The sequence below is a fragment of the Streptomyces sp. B3I8 genome (genome assembly GCF_030816915.1).
Lineage (GTDB): Bacteria > Actinomycetota > Actinomycetes > Streptomycetales > Streptomycetaceae > Streptomyces.
Map to the genome: position 1 here is coordinate 5,336,795 of NZ_JAUSYN010000002.1, position 19,859 is coordinate 5,356,653.

Here is a 19,859-nt window from a genome sequence, read left to right on the forward strand (position 1 = left end):
GGACCGGGGGCCCCGGCCTGGCCGACGCCGCCGGCCACTGCCATTACCGAACGCGGCTCGGGAGACGGACCGCCAGGACCACCGCCAGGAGGCACCGCCAGGACGGAGCGCCAGGACGGAGCGCTGCCGGAGTAATAAGGTGGCAGCGCGATGACCTCTGATCTCTCTCCCCTTTCTTCCGGTGGGCGCCTGGAGCGAGCGCTGGCGAGCCTGCGCGGACTGGCGGTGGGGGACGCGCTCGGTTCGCAGTTCTTCGTGCCGGAGAACTATCCGCTGCTCAAGCGCCGGGAGCTGCCCGCCGAACCCTGGCAGTGGACTGACGACACCGAGATGGCGTGCTCGGTGGTGGCCGTGCTCGCCGCGCACCGCCGGATCGACCAGGACGAGCTGGCCCGCTCGTTCGCCGTTCACCACGACTTCGACCGGGGCTACGGGCCGGCCGTCAACCGGTTGCTGCGGCTGGTCAGGGAGGGTGGCGACTGGCGCGAACTCGCCGCCGCGCTCTTCAACGGCCGGGGCTCCTGGGGCAACGGGGCCGCGATGCGGATCGCGCCGCTGGGCGCCTGGTACGCGGACGACCCCGAGCAGGCCACCCACCAGGCCGAGATCTCCGCCTACCCCACCCATCAGCACCGTGAGGCCGTGGTCGGCGCGATGGCCGTCGCCGCGGCCGCGGCGCTGGTCGGGGCGCCCGAGGGGCCGCCGGACGCCGGTGCGCTGCTCGACGGGGTGATCACGCTGGTGCCGGCGCGCAGCGCGGTCGGCGCCGGGTTGCGGCGGGCGCGCGACATGCTCGACTACGCCGACGCCGGAACGGTCGCCGCGGTCCTGGGCTGCGGGCGGCGTACGACGGCGCACGACACGGTGCCGTTCGCGCTGTGGTCGGCAGCGCGCGCCCTGAGCGACTACGAAGAGGCCTTCTGGACCACCGCACAGGTGGGCGGAGACGTCGACACGACCTGCGCGATCGTCGGTGGCATCGTCGCCTCGGGCACCCGGGGATCCCCGCCCGCCGCCTGGCAGGAGCGAACGGAACCCCTTCCGGCCTGGGCTCCCTAGTGCTCTGACCGGGAAGGTCTACCGGGTTAGCGGGGGTCACTCCTGCTCGGAGGAGGCTGCGAGGTGGCGGCGGCAGAGGTCGGCAGCCGTGAGGTGGGGTGTGTGCAGCGCATCGCTGTAGAGCCGCATCTCTCGAGCTGCTCGGTCGAGGTGCTGCCAGAAGGTGAGCGGCAGGTCGAGGTCGTCACCGAGATCGACGAGACAGTCGAAGGCCAGTCCCAGCTCGTTGTGCTCCAGGAACTCAAGCGTCGCTGAGAGGTCGATGTTCGCCAGGCCCGTCAGGTGGACCCGGGCGGCGTCGAGGTGGTTACGGGTCCGGTTCCAGCCGGCCTGAAGTGCCTCGCGATCAACGGTCATGGCGTCAGTGTCGCCGGTGCCGTCGGTATGGTCACGCGGCTTTCGCCAGCCGTCCGCCCCAGCGGATGCCCTTCTCACTGCGGATGCGGGCACGTTCGCGTCGTTGGGCGGCCAGCACGTCGGGATGGCGGGCGTTCTTGTTGCGCCAGCGCAGGTAGGCGTGCAGGGCGCGCGTCTGCGCGGTGTGGTTGCGGTGGTTGGAGTTGGCGACGGTGAACTGCCGCAACGGTCCGAAGTGGGCCTCGATCGGGTTGGCCCAGGAGGCGCAGGTGGGGGTGAAGCACAGCTTGACCTTGTTCTTCTTCGCCCAGCGGCGGATGTCGGCGCCTTTGTGGGCGGACAGGTTGTCCAGGATGACGTAGACCGGGGCGCCGTCGGGCCGGGCGGCGCGGATCGATTTGAGCGCGGCCAGGGTGTTCGCGGTGCCCTTCTTGCGACGGTTGACGCCCCATAGAGTGTCGTCGCCGATCGAGTAGCAGCCGGGGAAGTAGCGCACTCCGTGGGTGCGGTGGTAGGTAGCGGGATGCCGCTCGGGACGGCCTTGCCCGGCCCAGCACGACCCGGCGGTGGGCCGGATGCCGAGAGGGCCGAACTCGTCGAACGCGAGCCCAGCGAGGGTCCAGGCGGCCAGGCCGATCTCGTTGAACCGGTGGATCACATCCCGGACGGTGTCCTCATCGGCCTGCACCAGCTTCGCGATCACCGGCACCCGGTTGCCGCCGGCCGAGGCCAGCAGCATCATCGCGCGCCGGTAGCGCACCGAACTGGTGCTGCCCCGGCGTACGATCTGCGGCAGCTTCTGCCCTTCCTGGTCGGTCAGTCTGCGCACACGGACAGGCTCAGCCACCACACCCCCAGAAGCCGGACGGACGTCTCCGGACATCCAACCGCCGGAACCATCAACCCGGCCAACCTTCCCGGCCAGAGCACTAGCCGGGGAGGGGCGGGGGCGTCCGTGACGGCCTCGGCCGTTGCCCGCCTGCGCGCGTGTCGGGGGCGCGGACGAAGATCCGCCGCTCGCCCCACTCCAGGCCCTCGTCCGTCTCCGTCCTCGCCTTTCACCTTTGTCACAGGCTTGCCACGAACACCCCCGCCGAGCACCGCCGAGGTGCCCACGCCTGCCTACTCTGACCGGCACCCGTCAAATGATCATGCCGGTCGGCCCGTCCGCGGTCCGGCAGGGAGGACCTTCGTGACCGACAGACCGACGACGACCCCCGACCCCGGCGAGCGGCCCGAGAGCACAGGTCCGACGCCGACGCCGACGCCGACCCGGAGCCCGGAGGTGCCTGGGGCCGGTGGGGCCAGTGGCGTACAAGAGGCAGGTGAGGCGACTTCGGACGTGGATGTTGAAGTGGGCATGCCGGACAAGGACGCTCGTCCGGCACCGGAGACGGGTTCCGGCCCCGAGTCTGTCCCTGTCCCTGACGGGACCGCGTCCGTGGACTCCGCGTCCGTGGACTCCGCCTCCGCCCGGTCCTCCCCGCACGCCGACTGGCTGGCCTCCGTCAGGGCCACCGGGCCCCTCGTCCCCGTACCCGCCTCCGCTCTCTGGGCCGCCCTGGCCACAGGCGTCCTCGCTGCCCTCCTCCTGGCCGACGGTGTGGCCGCCAACCTTCTCCTCGTCGCCCTCCCGGCGGCGTACGCCGCGTATGCCGCCGGTCGTTCCGCGGGACGTCGTACGCACGCGTGGAGCCTGGTCTGGGCAGTCGGCGGACTCGCCCTGCTGGCGATACCCGTCCTGCGTGACGCGGACTGGCCCTCGTTCCTCGCCGTCGTCACCGCACTCGCCGCCGGCTCACTGGCCCTGCAAGGCGGCCGTCGCTGGCCGGCCGTGCTGCTCGGCCCCATCGGCGTGTTCCAGTCCCTCGTCGCCGGCCCCCAGTGGGGCTGGCAGGGCGTGCGCGCCCGCTCGGACGGCGCGCGGGGACGCGTCGTCCCCGTGCTGCGCGCCCTCGCGGTGACGGTCGTCCTCCTCCTCGTCTTCGGTGCGCTCTTCGCCGGTGCGGACGCCGCCTTCGCGGATCTCCTGGGGGATCTGATGCCGCAGGCCTCGTTCACCGGCGGCTTCCGGCACCTGCTGATGCTCGTCCTCGGCCTCGTCGGCGCCCTCGCCGTGGCGCACTCGGCGGTCGCGCCCCCGCGCTGGGACCGGGCCCGGGTGCCCGAGGGCCGGCCGAGGGGCCGGGTCGAATGGGCGCTGCCGCTGGTCGTGCTGGTGTTCCTGTTCGCGGCATTCAACGCCGTCCAGTTGACCGTGCTGTTCGGCGGCTACGACGCCGTGCTGCGCGAGACCGGCAAGTCGTACGCCGAGTACGCGCGGCAGGGGTTCTGGCAGTTGCTCCTCGCCACCCTGCTGACCCTGGTCGTCATCGTCCTCGCCCTGCGCTGGGCGCCGCGCGGGGGCGTGCGGGACCGGACGCTGGTGCGCGCGGTCCTGGGCACCCTGTGCGCGCTCGCGCTCGTCGTGATGGCCTCCGCCGTGCGGCGCATGGACATGTACGTGGAGGCGTACGGGCTGACGCGGCTGAGGATCTCCGTGACCGCCGTCGAGTGGTGGCTCGGGCTGGTGATCGTGTTCATCATGGCGGCCGGGGTGTGGGGCGCCCGGTGGCTGCCGCGTGCCGTGGCGGCCAGCGCGGTCGCCGGTGTACTGGCGTTCGGGCTCGCTTCCCCCGACGCCCTGGTGGCCGAGCGGAACGTGCAACGCTACGAGGAGACCGGCACGTTCGACCTCGACTACGCGGACGGGTTGTCCGCCGACGCCGTACCGGCGCTCGACCGGCTGGCGGAGCCGATGCGCTCCTGCGCGCTGCGCGGTATCGCGCGGGACCTCGCGGACACGGCCGGCGATCCCTGGTACGCCACCAGTCGGGGCCAGGCACGGGCCCGGGACATCCTTGCCGACCACCCGGTGTCGGCGCGCGCCGACGTGATCACCTGCGGGCAAGTGGGCTCGGAAGCGCTGTACCGCTGACTACCGCCGGACGGCATGAGGCAGGGAGCGACGCGTCCGCCAAGGCGATACACGTGTCATCGGGGCGAGGCGAGGCGAGGCGAGGCGAGGCGAGGCGGGGCGAGGCGGGGCGGGGCGGGGCGAGGCGGGGCGAGACCCGAGAGGGCGCCCGCCCCACCCCGCCGTACGCCGGGTCAGCCGGCCACCGGCCCCGCCGTACCGGCCAGTGCCTCCAGGTCGCTCTTGCGGACCCGGATCACGAGTGCCGCGGTCGCCAGGCCCACGACGGCCATCGCGGCCGCCGGGATGAACGCCGACGAGATGCCGTGCGCGAGCACCTCGTGACTCCAGGGAGCCGGCAACTGGTGCGACTTGGCGAACTCCGCCTTCTGTTCGGCCGAACCGTTGGCGAGGAACTTCGGCACCTGCTTCTCCGCCTCGTTCGAACTGGCGGTACCGAACACCGTGGTCAGAATGGCGAGTCCCAGCGAACCGCCCACCTGCTGCATGGCGTTGAGCAGACCGGAGGCCGCGCCCGCCTCGTGCTGCGCGACTCCGGAGACCGCGGTGAGCGTCAGCGTCACGAAGTTGAGGCCCATGCCGAAGCCGAACACCAGCATCGGTCCCAGTACACCGCCCGCGTAGGAGCTGTCGGGGGTGATGAAGGTCTGCCAGCCCAGTCCGAGCACCGCCAGCGTCGAGCCGGCGACCATGAACGGCTTGGGACCGAACCTCGGCAGGAACCGCTGCGACAGTCCCGCCCCGATGCCGATCGCGACCGTGACCGGAAGGAAGGCAACACCCGCGCTGATCGGGCTGTACCCGAGCACGTTCTGCACGAAGAGCACGATGTAGAAGAACATCCCGAACATCGCCGCGGCGAGGCTCAGCATGATCACATACGTCCCGGAGCGGTTGCGGTCGGCGAACATCCGCAGGGGAGTGATCGGTTCCTTGGCCCGCGTCTCGATGAAGGCGAACGCCAGCAGCAGGACCACCGCCGCGACGAAGGAGCCGATGGCCAGGCTGTTGTGCCAGTCCTTCTCGGCCGCCCGGATGAAGCCGTACACGAGCGCGGCCATGCCCAGTGTCGACGTGAGCGCGCCGGCTATGTCGAAACGGCCCGGGTGGCGTTCGGACTCGTTGATGTACATCGGGGCCAGCACGGCGATCAGCACACCGATGGGCACGTTGACGAAGAGCACCCAGCGCCAGTCGAGCCATTCGGTGAGCATGCCGCCGGCCAGCAGCCCGATCGCGCCACCGCCCGCCGAGACCGCGGCGAAGACACCGAACGCACGGTTACGCTCCGGTCCCTCGGGGAAGGTGGTGGTGATCAGTGCGAGGGACGTGGGTGACGCGATCGCGCCGCCCACACCCTGCAGCGCCCGGGCGAGCAGCAGCTGCCAGGGCTCCTGGGCCAGTCCGCCCAGCAGCGAGGCGGCGGTGAACAGCAGGATGCCGGTCATGAAGACCCGGCGCCGGCCGAGGATGTCACCGGCACGGCCGCCGAGGAGCAGCAGACCGCCGAAGGTGAGGGTGTACGCGCTGACCACCCATGTCAGGTCGGTGGTGCTGAATTCGAGCGCGTCTTGAATGTGCGGGAGCGCGATGTTCACAATCGTCGCGTCGAGTACGACCATGAGTTGGCAGGCCGCGATGACGGCGAGCGCGACGTTGGGGTGCCCCTGTCGGCGAGCGGCGCCCGGCTTGGGTTGCTGGAGTGATGGAGAGGCTGATGAGGTTGGCGAGGTTGTCACTGTGGATCCCCCACGGAAGAATTAGTGAACGCTTGCGTTCACTGTCGGGGCTACGGTAGTGATCCCACCAAGTGAACGCAAGCGTTCACTTAACTTCGTCGCGCGCCCCGTTCCTTCGGGCACCCGGGGCACGCTCCCGCCGCGTCCGTGTGGCGCGGTGTGCGTGCGCCGGTTGTATGTACGCGCGACGGACGCGTGCGTGGGAACGCGCGTACGCCGTGCGCGCGGATGCCTCCAGGTGTTCCCGTGACGCCGGCGGCTCCGACGTACGCCGTCCTCCCCTCTCTGTGGACGCGCTGTGCGCCGCTGCGCCTGACAGGGAGTGCGCGACGGTTGACGACTCTCCACGGACGCACCGCCGCCCGCGGCCCCGGGCTCCCCGGCCGGGCCTGCCACCCCCGCCCCACCGTTTCCCGTCCCCGTCTCGCCGAGAACCGCTCCCTGTTCTCCTGCTCCCCCGTTCCCCCGTTCCCCCGTTCCCCTGCTCACCCGCTCAACGGAGAATCCCCGATGACTGCTTCCTCCTGGCCCGAGGCCCCCGCCCGCACGGCTCCGCGTCGGCGCGGTGCCGTTCTTGAGCGCGCGATTCTCGACGCGGCCCTGGATCAGCTCAGCACGGTCGGCTGGCGGGACTTCACGATGGAGGGGGTGGCCGCCGGTGCCCAGACCGGCAAGGCCGCGGTCTACCGCCGCTGGTCCTCGAAGGAGGACCTCGTCGTCGACGCGCTGCGGGCCGGGCTGCCCAGTTTCCAGCAGGCGCCGAACCTGGGGAGCGTGCGCGAGGATCTGATCGCCCTGTGCCTGCGGGCGCGCGACGCGATGTTCTCGCGCTCCGGTTTCGCCCTGCGTTCGGTGATTCACGAATGCGACACCGTGCAGGTCGAGCGGCTCCATGTGCTGATCTGCGAGAAGCTCCTCGCCCCGACCACCGGACTGCTCCGGGAGATCGTGAACCGTGGAATCGAGCGGGGTGAGGTGCGCGCGAGCGCGGCGAACGACTACGTGTACGACACGATCCCGGCCATGATGATGTACCGCACCAAGATGTGCGACAGCGAATGGAGTGAACGGGACGTCGAGGAACTGGTCGACCGGCTGATGCTCCCGCTGCTGCGTCCCGACGGCGCCTGACACGTGCCGCTCCGCCCGCGGACCGCGCTGCGGGCACGCTCTTCGGCGCGCGGGCGGACCGGGGTGTCGCGCGGGGGCCGGCGCGTCGTAGGCTGAGTGCGCCATGCCGTACGAACCACCCACTCACACCGTCGAGCGCTCCCTGCGCGCCACGACCGGAGCGAAGGTCATTGCCGGTGTCGACGAGGTGGGGCGCGGCGCGTGGGCCGGCCCCGTCACCGTTTGCGCGGCCGTCACCGGACTGCGCCGGCCGCCCCCCGGCCTCACCGACTCCAAACTCCTGACCGTCAAGCGGCGTACGGAACTCGCCGAGACCCTGCGGACGTGGGTGACCTCGTACGCCCTCGGTCACGCCTCCCCGCAGGAGATCGATGAGCGCGGGATGACCGCCGCGCTGCGACTCGCGGCGGTACGTGCCCTGGAGGCCCTGCCGGTCCGGCCCGACGCGGTGATACTCGACGGCAAGCACGACTATCTGGGCTCGCCCTGGAAGGTCCGTACGGTGATCAAGGGCGACCAGTCCTGCGTCGCCGTCGCGGCGGCCTCGGTGCTCGCCAAGGTGCAGCGCGACAAAATGATGGCCGAACTGGGTGTCGACCATGCAGACTTCGCCTTCGCGGCCAACGCGGGATATCCGTCCCCCGTGCACCGGGCCGCGCTGGAGGTCCGGGGCCCCACCCCGTACCACCGGTTGTCGTGGGCGTATCTTGATGCGCTGCCCCAGTGGCGGCACCTCAAGAAGGCCCGCAGCTGGGCGGACGGAAGCGCTCCGGAGATCGAGGGTCAACTCGGCTTCGATTTCTGACGATTCCGCTCGCACTCATGTGCCACCCGCCGGGGCGACTCGCACCGGCGTTTGATAAACATCAGACCATGCCTCTCATTCCCGAGGAGCCTCAGATTCACGAGAGTGCCCAGGGTCCCCGCGCCACCCCGGCCAGCAGCCGTACCGCGCCGACCCCTCGCCCCGTACCCGGCCCCCGTCCCGCGGCTCCGGCGCGTGCCGGCCGTCCGGGGCCGAACCGGCCCGTGCCGGCTCAGCGCAGCACCCCGCGCGAACCGGCTCCGGCTCCCGTCCAACCCGCCAACTCCGCCAAGGCGGCGGCCACTCCGCAGATCCAACTGATCCCGGCCTCCGTCGAGGGCGCGCTGGACGCCGCGGAGGAGGCCGTCGACCTGCTGCTGGAGAGCGGCCGTGCCCCGAACGAGGTGCTGGTGGTCACCACCGGCGACCTCCACCCGTGGGCCGCGCACGAGCTCTCCTTCGGCGAGGCGTCGTACTGGGCGCAGCACGACGCCCGCGACGACGTCTTCTACGCCGACGCCTCCGCGGCCGACCGTGCCGGGTCCCGGCCCGTGGTCGTCGTCGCGGTCAACGGCGGCGCCGACACGACGGTCGCCGCCGCGCTGCCGCTGGCGCTCGCCCGGGCCGGCGCACTGCTGATCGTCTGTGGCGATCCGCAGCAGATCAACGCGGTTCTCGGCACCGCCGTCTGACCGTCTGACCAGGAGACTCCGGTTCCCTGACTCCCGACGTCCCCGCCCCGCTCTGTCCCGATTTTCCCCGCGCCCCACGTTCCAGGGGCGCGGGGAGCCGCGCATGTCGCGGAGGGCCGGGGAAGGTCGCGTATACCGAGGGAGATCCGGAGACGGAGCTCCTGGCGGGCGGGCGGGCCGGCCGAAACGTGAGGAGGGCGAGAAGCGCGGCGGCGGGGGCCGCAGACCCGCCGCCGGGGCGGATGCCGGCACCGGCCCGGTTCCGGCCGCGCCCGCTCGCTCGCCTCAGCGCGCGGCGACCCGCCGCATCACGTCCGACGCGGTACCGCCCGTGCGCGGCAACGGCCGCACCATCCCCTGATCCAGCTCCTCCGGCGCCGAGTCGGCATGCGGATGCCGTCCCCCGCGCCCCTCGCCGAGCACCTGCCACCCGTCACGCGTCAGCGTGATGTACGCCCCGCACCGCAGTCCGTGCAGCGTGCACGCGTCGCGCAGTCCCCACATCCACGCGCCGTCCTCCTCCGTCCACCGGGCGTCGCCCTCCCGGCAGTAGAGCAGCACCGCCGTCCGCACCGGAGTGCGGCGTCGCAGGTCGTGCGGGATCACCCGGCGCAACTGCGCGAGCAGCGCGTTGCGGAACATCCAGCCGTCCGCCGGGGCGGACCGCCGGACGAAGGAGGCGCTGGCACACAGCCGTTCGTCCGGGTCGAGGACCGCCACGACGGCCGTGGCGGGCCGGGGCCGGTGCCGTGCGTGCAGTCCGGTGACGACGTCCCGGGGGTTGCGCAGCAGCGGGATCCCGGCGGCGGCCCACTCCGTCGGTTCGAGCATGCGGGCCGGCGGGGCGACGGAAGCGGCGGACGGATCGGTGGAGGCCGACAACGACGCCGTCGAGGACGGAGCGAATCCGAAGGTCACGGTCCTCCCTTCGGCTACGCGCCCACACAGCGGGCGGGATCGGTGGTGGGGAGCGCACACCGCGGCAGAGCTCTGCCGGACGACGGACGAGCCACGCGGGGAGCGGAATTCAATTGTTCCTGGCGAACTTGGTTGCGGCAACGAGCAATCGGGATAACCGACCGCTTTCCGGCGATGCGTCACTTATATCCCTGACTGAAGGGTGCCCAGCGGGCCGCCCGACGATGCGTGGGCCCCGTCCGTACGGCCAGGACCAGCGGCAACACCTTCCCCGCGCCGCGTCCGCCGCTCCGTGGGTGACGCGGGAGACGCCCGTCGGGTCGGGTTCACCGGCCCCTGGAGGCCCCCTTCGGGACGTCCATCGGCTCTCGGGAGGCCCCTCGGGGGCCGCGTCCACCGTCCCGTTGGAGGCGGCTTCGCGGGCCGCTTCCGCCCTCCCGTGACGGACGCACGGCCCCGGCCGTCGCCCGCGGGAGGCGCCGTCCGGCCGCGGCCGTCGCCCCGTCCGGCGGATCCGGCGATCCCGGGACGACGACACGGCGCGGCGGCGTGCGCGGTGCGGGGATTGGCCCGCGCCCTCACTCATCGGGTTGCATGGGGGCATGGACACCCTGGAACCGCGCGCCGAAGCCGATGCCGTCCTCGCCGAGCTCGTCGGCGCCCCGGGGGGTGCGGCCCGGCTGCGGGAGGACCAGTGGCAGGCGGTGGCGGCCCTGGTGGAGGAGCGCCGCCGCGCTCTCGTGGTGCAGCGCACCGGCTGGGGCAAGTCGGCCGTGTACTTCGTCGCCACCGCTCTGCTGCGACGGCGCGGCGCGGGCCCCACGGTGATCATCTCGCCGCTGCTCGCACTGATGCGGAACCAGGTCGAGGCGGCGGAACGGGCGGGGATCCGGGCCCGCACGATCAACTCGGCCAACCCCGAGGACTGGGAGACGATCTACGGCGAGGTCGAGCGCGGCGAGACCGACGTCCTCCTCGTGAGCCCCGAGCGCCTCAATTCCGTCGACTTCCGCGATCAGGTGCTGCCCAGGCTCGCGGCCACCGCGGGACTGCTCGTGGTCGACGAGGCGCACTGCATCTCCGACTGGGGCCACGACTTCCGGCCGGACTACCGCAGGCTGCGCACGATGCTGGCCGAGCTCCCGGCCGGTGTGCCGGTGCTGGCCACCACCGCGACCGCCAACGCCCGGGTCACGGCGGACGTGGCCGAGCAGTTGGGCACGGGGGGCGGGGACGCCCTGGTGCTGCGCGGGCCGCTGGACCGGGAGAGCCTGCGGCTGGGCGTGCTGGAGCTGCCGAACGCGGCGCATCGGCTGGCCTGGCTGGGGGAGCGCCTGGGGGACCTGCCGGGCTCGGGAATCATCTACACGCTGACGGTGGCGGCGGCGGAGGAGGTCGCCGCCTTCCTGCGGCAGCACGGCTACCCCGTGGCCTCCTACACGGGGAAGACGGAGAACGCCGACCGGCTGCAGGCGGAGGAGGATCTGCTGGCGAACCGGGTGAAGGCCCTGGTCGCCACGTCCGCCCTGGGGATGGGCTTCGACAAGCCGGATCTCGGTTTCGTGGTGCACCTGGGTTCGCCCTCGTCCCCGATCGCGTACTACCAGCAGGTGGGCCGTGCGGGGCGCGGCGTGGACCACGCGGACGTGCTGCTGCTGCCCGGCAGGGAGGACGAGGCGATCTGGGCGTACTTCGCCTCGGTGGGTTTCCCGCCCGAGGAGCAGGTGCGGCGCACGCTGGCGGTGCTGGAGGAGGCGGGCCGTCCGCTGTCGCTGCCGGCGTTGGAGCCGCTGGTGGACCTGCGGCGCTCCCGGCTCGAGACGATGCTGAAGGTCCTCGACGTCGACGGCGCCGTGAAGCGCGTCAAGGGGGGCTGGGCCGCCACCGGGCGACCGTGGGTGTACGACGCGGAGCGGTACGCGTGGGTCGCGAAGCAGCGGGCGGCGGAGCAGCAGGCCATGCGGGACTACGTGACGACCACGGGGTGCCGGATGGAGTTCCTGCAGCGGCAGCTCGACGACGACAAGGCGGTCCCCTGCGGACGCTGCGACAACTGCGCCGGGCCGTGGCTGGAGGCGGCGGTCTCTCCCGCTTCCCTCGCGGAGGCGACGGGCGAGCTGGACCGGCCGGGGGTCGAGGTCGAACCGCGCAAGATGTGGCCGACGGGGCTGGCCGCGGTCGGCATGGACCTCAAGGGCCGCATCCCCCCGGGGCAGCAGGCGAGCACGGGGCGCGCCCTCGGCAGGCTGTCGGACATCGGCTGGGGCAACCGGTTGCGGCCGCTGCTGTCGGCGCAGGCGGCCGACGGCCCGGTCCCGGACGACGTGCTGAACGCCGTCGTGACCGTGCTGGCGGACTGGGCCCGCTCGCCGGGCGGCTGGGCCGGCGGCGCCCCCGACGCGACGGCGCGGCCCGTGGGTGTCGTCGCCCTGCCCTCCCGCAGCCGCCCCCAGCTCGTCACCACCCTGGCCGAGGGAGTGGCTCGGGTCGGCCGGCTCCCGTTCCTGGGGAGCCTGGCCTACACCCCCGGGGCCGGCGAGCACGCCGCGCACCGCAGCAACTCCGCCCAACGGCTGCGCGCCCTGGCCGGCTCCTTCGCCGTGCCCGACGCCCTCGCCGCCGCCCTGGGCGCCACTCCCGGCCCGGTCCTGCTCGTCGACGACTACACCGACTCGGGCTGGACCCTGGCTGTCGGCGCACGTCTCCTGCGCCAGGCCGGTGCCGCCCATGTGCTCCCCCTCGTCCTCGCGCTCGCCGGATAGGTGACGCTCGCCTCCCCGGGAGACCGCCGGGCGAGCGGCCGCTGTCCGGAGCCGGGGCGCGGCCGCCTGCCCGGAGCGGAAAGCGCCCTCTGCCCGGAGCGGAAAGCGCCCTCCGCGTTCCGGCCGGGATCGGCCCGGTCGGGCGGTGGTCGGCCCCCATACAACCCGATGGCTCGGACATCCTGGGGACGGAGCGAGCCACCTGTGGACAACTCCTGGCGTGGCCATGATCGGAGTTGTCCACAGGCCAAGCGGAACCTCACAATCCGCGAGAAGGTCGCGGCATGACGCATCACGACGAAGACCCCACGACGTACGTGGGCCACGGCATCCCCGGCACCCCCCGCGGCGAGAACCAGGTCACCCTGCGGACTCCGGCCGAACTGGCCGACGCTCTGCCCTACTTGCTGGGATACCGGCCGGAGGACAGCATCGTGCTGGTCGCACTGCACGACCGTGAGCAGGGCGGAAGGTTCGGCGGACGGGCCCGCCTCGGCATCCCCGCCCAGCGCGAGGACTGGGCCGCCGCGGCCCGTCAACTGGCGCACGGCCTGGTGTGGGGCAGCGAGCGCAGAGGAGCACGGCCGGAGAGCATGGTCGCCTACCTCGTCCAGGATCCCGCGTACGGGGAGACGGGGCGGGACGTCATGGAACGCCTGCGGCCGCTCGCCCAGTTGCTGCGCACGACCTGCGGCAGCCTCGACGTCGCCGTGGTGGAGGCGCTCTGCATCGCCGACGGCCGCTTCTGGTCCTACTGCTGCCCGAGCCCGGGCTGCTGCCCGGCCGAGGGCAGTCCCATGGGACTGCCGGGCACTTCGGTCCTGGCCGCGGCCGCCACCTACGCCGGCATCCAGGTCCGGGGAAGTCTGCGGGACCTCAGGGCGAGGCTCCAGCCCTGGGAGACCGCGGCGGCGCTGGAACAGGAGACCGCCCTCGACGCGGCCGGCGCGGCACTCGTGCCCCGCATCCTGGACGGAGCCTCCCGTGACGAGGTCGAGGCGGAGACGCTGGACGTGGCCCGGCAACTCATCGGCCGCCTTTCCGCGGCCGCGACCGAGGCCGAGGCCGGCATCGGACCCGGCACCGACACCGCCTCGGCCGACGCCCGCGACGACGAGCTGATCGGACACGCGGAAGCGGCCGGCGTGATCCTCGGACTGCAGGACCGCAATACCCGGGACCGCGCCGCCGCCTGGATGGAGGGCGACGAAGCCGCCCCCGCCCTGCGCCTGTGGCGCGCCCTCGCCCGCCGCTGCGTCGGCCCCTACCGGGAGCATGCCGCCGCGCCACTGACCCTGGCCGGCTGGGTCGCCTGGTCCTGCGGCGACGAACTGGAGGCCCGAGAGGCACTGGCCATGGCCCTGGGCGCCGATCCCGACTACCTCTTCGCCCGCCTCCTCCACCAGGCCTGCAACGAGGGGCTGGACCCGGAGACCGTCCGCGCCTGCCTGCGCGCCGACCGCCGCCGCAGGGAGAACGATCACCCGGACGCCACCACGCCCCGCCCGACGGACGGGACGGAAGGCGACATGCCACCCGGGTCCGCGATCGCCCTCCCCACGAGTGCCGTGCCCCGGCCGGGTTCCCCCGCACCGGCCGCCGGGCTCCCGCAGGCACCGCCCTGCCCGTCCGTCGCCGACCCGCGTGCGGAGCGCGCCGCACGACGACGGCACCGGCCGACGCGCGTGTCGGACACCGCCGCACGCCCGGACCGCCGCACGGCGAGGCCGGGGAACGCGCGGCGCCGGCGCCCCGCCGATCCGACCGCACCCGCCGCCGAAGGCAACCGTGGGCCCGCCGCGCCGGGCCGCGGCACCCGGACGGGCTCCCGGGCACGGGGGAGCGCGGTGCCCCAGGAACCGGGGGCCGGGGAATGAGCCCGCGCCCACCCTCACGCCCCCGCACCGCCGGGTCACGGGAACAGGAGCGTGACCCCGGGCCGGTCCGCTCCGTTCACCTGTGTGGCGGAACCCGCTGCCGGGTCGCGCCGACACACCGCCACCGACACTCCGGAGCGCCCACCCGCCGCCGGACACCCCCGGGCGCGCCCGGGGCAGAGGAAGTCGCCCCATGTCCCAGCCGACCCCACCCCTCCCCGACACCGCGCCCTCCCACCACGACCGTCCCGCGCCGGACGACCCCCCTTCCCCCCGGCCACCGCACAGCAGTGCACCGGCCCCCCGCCTCCTCGATGCGGGTGCGCCCACCCCGACACCACCCACGGCGTTCACCCCGTCACCGCCGACGCCCACGCCTCCGGTGCCCGTTCCGTCCCGTCCCCGGGACCTGCCCGTCCGCCCCGGGGAACTTCCGCCGCGCGCCGGGAGCCCCTCCTCGCGATCCCGGTCGGCGGGGCCGGGACCCGGGCCGGCGGAACCGCCCCCGGTGCACGCCGCCATGATGTGCGTGTCCCTGCCGGGGCTGGTCATCTCGGCGGAGGACGGTCAGCTGACCGGTCGCGGCATGGAGGGCTTCTACCGCGCGGGCCGGCGGCTGCTCTCCCGGTGCCAGGTACGGGTGGCGGGACGGGAACCGCTCGCCGTGCAGGCCCGGACGGTCGGCGCCGACCGGGCCCGGTTCGTGGGGACCGTCCGTGCGTCCCCCGGCACCGGGCCGGACCCCGACGTCCTGGTCGAACGCGTCCGGCACGCGGACGGCACGGAACGGATCACCCTGCGCAGCTTCGCCGCGCGTCCCCTGCGCCTGCCCGTCGAGGCCGCCCTCGGCACGGACCTCGCGGAACTGGCCGCGGTGGCCACCGGCGCGAAAGCCCCGGAGGTCCCGGCCGACGTCCATGCCGCCGGTCTGCGCTGGAGCACCGCGCGGGGAGCCAGTGCAGTCACGGCCGACCCGCCACCGTCCGACGCCCTCGCCTCCGCGGGTCTGCTGCGCTGGGAGGCGAAGCTGCCACCGGGCGGCACCTGGACGGTCGAGCTGCGCGTCCGCCCGAACGGCACGGGCACGCACGGCAGGGGCCCGGACGCCACCTCCGGCAGGGCTGCGGTGAACCCGTTCGCCCCCGCCCGGGCGAGCGGCGACGACCCCCGCGTCGCGCACCTGTGGCGGACCTGTCTCGAAGATCTGCGGGCCCTGCTGCTGCGTGACCCCGGGCACCCCACTGACCTGTACCTCGCCGGCGGGGCGCCCTGGCGCTGCGGGCCGGCGCCGGCCGAGGCGCTGGTGGCCGCCCGGATGACCCTCCCGCTGGGCACCGACCTGGCCCTGGGCACCCTGCGAGCGCTCGCCCGCACCCAGCTCACCGGGCCGGGCCCCCGCTCAGGCATGATCCCCGGCCCCCGGCGCGATGCCGGTCCCCGGCTCCCACCGGGTTGCACCGCTACGGAGGCCACCCTGCTGTTCCCCGTGCTCCTCGCCGAGGCCCGGCGCTGGGGCCTGCCCGACCGGCGGACACAGGAACTGCTGCCCACCGCCGAGCGCTGTCTGCGCTGGCTGCGCGGCACCGTCGGCGACGGCGAGTTCCTGGTCGACCCGCTGCCCGGCGGGCCGGTGCGCGCCGAGACCCAGGCCCATGCCCACCGTGCCGCACTCCTGGGAGCCGACCTCCTCGACGCGTACGACCGTCCGGCCGGCACAGAACTGCGGCAGTGGGCGCAGACGCTCAGAACCGCCTTCCGGGAACAGTTCTGGATCGAGGACCGCGCGGGCGGCAGACCCGCTGCCGCCCGCGCCCCCGACGGGCGGCCCGTGACCCACCTCGGCGCCCACAGCGTCCACCTCCTCGACACCGGACTGCTCGGCTCCGGGGCGTCGGCGCCCGGCCTGCTCGACACGGTGCGCGCCGGACAACTCGCCCGGCTGCTCGGCGGCCCGGCCATGGACTCCGGCTGGGGACTGCGCGCACTGGAGACAAGGGACGCGGCGTACAACCCCTTCGGCCACCGCGGCGGTGCGGTGCGGGTCCAGGAGACGGCGGTCGCCGTCGCGGGGCTCGCCGCCGCCGGCTTCGAGAAGGAGGCGAGCTCTCTGCTGCGCGGCGCCCTGGCCGCGGCCGAGATGTTCGCCTACCGGCTGCCGGAGATGTACGCGGGGGAGCAGCGCACCGAGGGCGGCGCCCCCCTTCCGCACCCCGCCGCCTGCCGACCCGCCGCCACGGCAGCCGCCGCGGGCCTCCTGCTGCTGACCACACTCGCCGGCATCCGGCCGGACGTACCAGCGGGGAAGGTCACGCTCCACCCGGTGCGCGGCACCCCGCTGGGCGAGATCGAGCTCACGGGACTGAGGGTCGCCGGCGCCCCCTTCTCCGTACGGGTCGGCCGGCTCGGCCTCGCCATGGTCGAAGAGGCGGCAGAGGGACTGCAACTGGGTGCCTGACACGGCTGTATGCCCGCCGCGACGGGTGCCCGAGCGGTCGTGGCCGATCCCGGAGAGGCCATGGCGGCACCGGACGGGCGGAGCCGGACCGGGCCTCGTTCGGCGACCGGAGAAGGGAGTGTTTATCGTCAGGCAGACGACTATGATCACCGCATGCCCTACGACCCGTCAGCCTTCCCGCCCTTCGCCGTCACCGTTGACCTGGTCGTGCTGACCGTGCGCCGCCATGCCCTGTGCGCACTGGCGGTCCGCAGGGGAGAGTCGCCCTTCAAGGGGCGCTGGGCACTCCCCGGCGGGTTCGTACGGGACGACGAGGACCTGGCGCAGGCGGCGGCGCGCGAGCTGGCCGAGGAGACCGGGCTGCACGCCCACGACCCGTCCGCGCCCGCCCAGGACAACGGGGCGCACCTGGAACAGCTCGCCACCTACGGGGACCCCGGGCGCGACCCCCGCATGAGGGTCGTCAGCGTCGCCCATCTCGCACTCGCCCCCGATCTGCCCGCCCCGCGCCCGGGCGGCGACGCCCACAGCGCCCGCTGGGCCCCGGTGGAGGACCTGCTGCGGCAGGGCGGCTACGGCAAGGACGGCGAGCAGGCCGCACCGCTCGCCTTCGACCACGCGCGGATCCTCGCCGACGGTGTCGAACGCGCCCGCTCCAAGATCGAGTACTCCTCGCTGGCGACCGCCTTCTGCCCCCCGGAGTTCACCGTCGGAGAGCTGCGCCGCGTCTACGAGGCGGTGTGGGGCGTGGCCCTGGACCCGCGGAACTTCCACCGCAAGGTCACCGGCACCCCCGGCTTCCTCGTCCCGACCGGCGGGACGACGACCCGTCAGGGCGGCAGGCCCGCACAGCTCTTCCGCGCAGGCGGTGCCACCCTGCTCAATCCACCCATGCTGCGCCCCGATGCCTGACTGCCTGTCAGGTACTCCCTCACTCCCGCGCGCACCACGGGTGATCCGGCCCGCGACGCAACCCGAACATCCCGGCAAAAGGGATAAATAACGCTATCTTGCATCGGGTGATCCAGGTGCTCGGGCTTTCCAGCCACCCCCGCAGGAACCTTCCGCCCGCCGTCGACGACGTCTCCTTCGAGGCGTACGCCGGCCGTGTCACGGCTCTCCTCGGGGCGCCGGGTGCGGGCCGGACCACCGTGCTCCGACTCATGCTCGAACTCCAACCCGGCCTCGGTGTCACCCATTTCAAGGGCCGCCCGCTGCACGAGATCCCGCACCCGGCGCGAGAGGTCGGCACCCTCCTCGGTGACGTCCCCGGACATCCCGCGCGTACCGTCCGCGGTCACCTCCGCATGCTGTGCGCGGCCACCGGCCTGCCCGTCCGCCGCGCCGACGAACTCCTGGAAGCGGTCGGACTGGTCAGCCTCCGCGAGGAACGCCTCAGCAGCCTCTCGCACGGGCTCGACCGCCGCCTCGGCCTCGCCTGCGCCCTGCTCGCCGACCCTCACACCCTCGTCCTGGACGAACCCGCCGCGGGCCTGTCCCCCCGCGAGGCGCGCTGGCTGCACGGCGTGCTCCGCGCCCATGCCGAACGGGGCGGCACCGTCCTGTTCACCACGGGCGACTCCAAGGAGGCCGCCCACCACGCCGACCGGGTCGTCGCGATGAACGAGGGCAAGGTCGTCGCCGACCTCGCCGCGACCGACTTCGCCCGCACCCGGCTGCGCCCGCGGGTCGCCGTCCGCAGCCCGCACGCCGCCCGACTCGCGGCACTGCTCACCAAGGAGGCGCGCACCTACCGACGCCCCCTGGAGGTGGTGCGGGAGGAGGCCAACCGGCTCTCGGTGTACGGCAGCACCTGTGCCGACGTGGGGGAGACCGCCTTCCGGCACGGCATCCTCGTCCATCAACTCGCCGACGAGATCGGCGACATGGGCTGCTCCGCAGAACCCTCTGCGGACAGTGCGGTGCGGATCGGCTCGGCGCGGTCCCGTACCGGGGAGCGGTCCGGGGTCACGGAGTCCGCATCGGCCCGGTCCGGTTCCGCGGCGCGCGGCGCCGCAGCACCCGGAGCGGTGGCATCCGGTCCGGCGGCGCCGGCCCGGTCCGTGCCCGGTCCGACCCCATCCACCTCGCCCGCGAAGCACCCTTCCGGCACGCGGAACCCCGGCGTACCGGGCGCGGGTGCACCCGGCACGGGCACTCAAGGCTCCGGTGCGTCGGGCTCCCGCGCACCGGCCTCCGGTGCGCGGGGTCCTCACGCCCGGGATCTCGTCGCGCGTTCCGCCACCGTGCCGCCCGGCTTCATCCACGTCCGTCCCGCGCCCAGTCCCCTGCAGCCGCTGCGCTACGAACTGCGGCGCGCCGCCGGAGTGGGCACCGGTTACCTCACCGCGGGCGTCGTCCTGGTCACCTCGGCCCTCGTCGCCGTCCTGCTCGCCCGCGCCGGGAACACGCCCCAGTACCGTCTGCTGGCGGCCTGGCCGCGGCAGATCCCGCTGCCTCCCGCCGCGCTCGGAGCCGGACTGCTCGGCGCGATCGCCTTCGGCGACGAGTTCCGCCACCCCGCCCTGGCCGCGGACCGCGGCACCGTCCCCCGGCGTCTGGGACTGCTCACCGCGAAACTCCTCGTCTCCGGGGCCATCGCGCTGATGATCGCCTTCCTCTCGCTCGGCTGCGACCTCGAAGTGCTCTACCTCGCCTACGGACAGGAGCTCACCAGGGTTCCCGGAAACTGGCTGTCACTCGGCGCGGGATGGTTCGCCCTGGTCGTGGGGTGTGCCTGGGCCGGTGTTCTCGCCGCCGGCGTCTTCCGCTCGACGACCGCCGGGCTCGCCGCGGTGCTGGCCGTCCCGGTGGCGGTCGTTCCCCTCCTGCACCACGTGTTCGGAGGTTCGTCCATCCGGACAGCGGCCGGAATCGTCCGACGACTGCGCGAGCTGGCCCTGCCGCAGTGGCCCTTCGGCGGCGAGCGCTACCTCACTGCCCTGGCCCGGCTGATCGCCCAACCCGTCGGCGGGGCACTGACGTTGTCGTTGGGGGCACTCCTGTGCGCTTATGTGGGTGCGACCCTGCGCACGAGGGCACGGTGACGACGGTCCGCGACCGTACGTCCAGCCATGCCCACAACTC

At 73.6% G+C, this 19,859-nt stretch carries 14 protein-coding genes; 10 read left to right on the forward strand and 4 right to left on the reverse strand.

Annotated elements, in window-relative coordinates; genetic code table 11:
• Positions 1–150 precede the first annotated feature (150 nt).
• Entirely contained in the window at positions 151–1,059 is a 909-nt protein-coding gene (locus tag QFZ64_RS25870; protein ID WP_307069632.1) for an ADP-ribosylglycohydrolase family protein, read from the forward strand.
• 36 nt (positions 1,060–1,095) lie between these two features.
• Here the strand turns inward: QFZ64_RS25870 and QFZ64_RS25875 are convergent, their stop codons facing one another.
• Together QFZ64_RS25875 and QFZ64_RS25880 are read right to left on the reverse strand one after the other, a co-directional pair.
• On the reverse strand, positions 1,096–1,416 hold the full coding sequence (locus QFZ64_RS25875) for a MafI family immunity protein (RefSeq protein ID WP_307069634.1): 321 nt from the start codon (positions 1,414–1,416) through the stop codon (positions 1,096–1,098).
• Between the two features lie 31 nt (positions 1,417–1,447).
• A complete protein-coding gene (locus QFZ64_RS25880; protein ID WP_307069636.1) occupies positions 1,448–2,263 on the reverse strand; it encodes a transposase in 816 nt (271 codons plus the stop codon).
• Positions 2,264–2,608: 345 nt separating this feature from the next.
• On the opposite strand from QFZ64_RS25880, the gene QFZ64_RS25885 reads away from it, so the two are divergent.
• Positions 2,609–4,393, forward strand: coding sequence for a DUF4153 domain-containing protein (locus QFZ64_RS25885; RefSeq protein ID WP_373430665.1), 1,785 nt, complete (start codon positions 2,609–2,611; stop codon positions 4,391–4,393).
• 173 nt (positions 4,394–4,566) lie between these two features.
• Here QFZ64_RS25885 and QFZ64_RS25890 read toward each other — a convergent pair whose 3' ends face one another.
• A complete protein-coding gene (locus QFZ64_RS25890) occupies positions 4,567–6,132 on the reverse strand; it encodes an MFS transporter (protein ID WP_307069641.1) in 1,566 nt (521 codons plus the stop codon).
• A 510-nt stretch (positions 6,133–6,642) separates the two neighbouring features.
• Here QFZ64_RS25890 and QFZ64_RS25895 point away from each other — a divergent pair.
• The 3 genes from QFZ64_RS25895 (at position 6,643) to QFZ64_RS25905 (ending at position 8,760) form a co-directional block, all read left to right on the forward strand.
• Positions 6,643–7,263, forward strand: coding sequence for a TetR/AcrR family transcriptional regulator (locus tag QFZ64_RS25895; RefSeq protein ID WP_307069643.1), 621 nt, complete (start codon positions 6,643–6,645; stop codon positions 7,261–7,263).
• A 103-nt stretch (positions 7,264–7,366) separates the two neighbouring features.
• Positions 7,367–8,068 carry a ribonuclease HII gene (locus QFZ64_RS25900; protein ID WP_307069645.1) on the forward strand — a complete coding sequence of 234 codons (702 nt, stop codon included), beginning with the start codon at positions 7,367–7,369 and terminating at the stop codon, positions 8,066–8,068.
• Between the two features lie 68 nt (positions 8,069–8,136).
• The gene (locus tag QFZ64_RS25905; RefSeq protein ID WP_307069646.1) at positions 8,137–8,760 is read left to right on the forward strand and encodes a hypothetical protein; all 624 of its coding nucleotides are present in this window, start codon (positions 8,137–8,139) and stop codon (positions 8,758–8,760) included.
• 285 nt (positions 8,761–9,045) lie between these two features.
• Here QFZ64_RS25905 and QFZ64_RS25910 read toward each other — a convergent pair whose 3' ends face one another.
• Positions 9,046–9,678, reverse strand: a complete 633-nt coding sequence (locus QFZ64_RS25910) for a hypothetical protein (RefSeq protein WP_307069648.1) — start codon at positions 9,676–9,678, stop codon at positions 9,046–9,048.
• 602 nt (positions 9,679–10,280) lie between these two features.
• Between QFZ64_RS25910 and QFZ64_RS25915 the strand changes: the two genes are divergently transcribed.
• From QFZ64_RS25915 to QFZ64_RS25935, 5 genes are all read left to right on the forward strand, one after another.
• The gene (locus QFZ64_RS25915; protein WP_307069650.1) at positions 10,281–12,440 is read left to right on the forward strand and encodes a RecQ family ATP-dependent DNA helicase; all 2,160 of its coding nucleotides are present in this window, start codon (positions 10,281–10,283) and stop codon (positions 12,438–12,440) included.
• 284 nt (positions 12,441–12,724) lie between these two features.
• Entirely contained in the window at positions 12,725–14,317 is a 1,593-nt protein-coding gene (locus QFZ64_RS25920; protein WP_307069651.1) for a DUF4192 domain-containing protein, read from the forward strand.
• A gap of 523 nt (positions 14,318–14,840) precedes the next feature.
• Positions 14,841–16,772 carry a glycogen debranching N-terminal domain-containing protein gene (locus QFZ64_RS25925; protein ID WP_307071865.1) on the forward strand — a complete coding sequence of 644 codons (1,932 nt, stop codon included), beginning with the start codon at positions 14,841–14,843 and terminating at the stop codon, positions 16,770–16,772.
• A 153-nt stretch (positions 16,773–16,925) separates the two neighbouring features.
• Positions 16,926–17,684, forward strand: a complete 759-nt coding sequence (locus tag QFZ64_RS25930; protein WP_307069654.1) for an NUDIX hydrolase — start codon at positions 16,926–16,928, stop codon at positions 17,682–17,684.
• Between the two features lie 107 nt (positions 17,685–17,791).
• On the forward strand, positions 17,792–19,819 hold the full coding sequence (locus QFZ64_RS25935; protein ID WP_307069657.1) for an ATP-binding cassette domain-containing protein: 2,028 nt from the start codon (positions 17,792–17,794) through the stop codon (positions 19,817–19,819).
• Positions 19,820–19,859 lie beyond the last annotated feature (40 nt).

What these genes read in the sequence shown, in the direction of transcription:
- QFZ64_RS25930 (WP_307069654.1), top strand. Translation starts at nt 16,926, where the DNA reads ATGCCCTACGACCCGTCAGCCTTCCCGCCCTTCGCCGTCACCGTTGAC.
- QFZ64_RS25870 (WP_307069632.1), top strand. Translation starts at nt 151, where the DNA reads ATGACCTCTGATCTCTCTCCCCTTTCTTCCGGTGGGCGCCTGGAGCGA.
- QFZ64_RS25905 (WP_307069646.1), top strand. Translation starts at nt 8,137, where the DNA reads ATGCCTCTCATTCCCGAGGAGCCTCAGATTCACGAGAGTGCCCAGGGT.
- QFZ64_RS25875 (WP_307069634.1), bottom strand. Translation starts at nt 1,416, where the DNA reads ATGACCGTTGATCGCGAGGCACTTCAGGCCGGCTGGAACCGGACCCGT.
- QFZ64_RS25895 (WP_307069643.1), top strand. Translation starts at nt 6,643, where the DNA reads ATGACTGCTTCCTCCTGGCCCGAGGCCCCCGCCCGCACGGCTCCGCGT.
- QFZ64_RS25900 (WP_307069645.1), top strand. Translation starts at nt 7,367, where the DNA reads ATGCCGTACGAACCACCCACTCACACCGTCGAGCGCTCCCTGCGCGCC.
- QFZ64_RS25920 (WP_307069651.1), top strand. Translation starts at nt 12,725, where the DNA reads ATGACGCATCACGACGAAGACCCCACGACGTACGTGGGCCACGGCATC.
- QFZ64_RS25915 (WP_307069650.1), top strand. Translation starts at nt 10,281, where the DNA reads ATGGACACCCTGGAACCGCGCGCCGAAGCCGATGCCGTCCTCGCCGAG.
- QFZ64_RS25925 (WP_307071865.1), top strand. Translation starts at nt 14,841, where the DNA reads ATGTGCGTGTCCCTGCCGGGGCTGGTCATCTCGGCGGAGGACGGTCAG.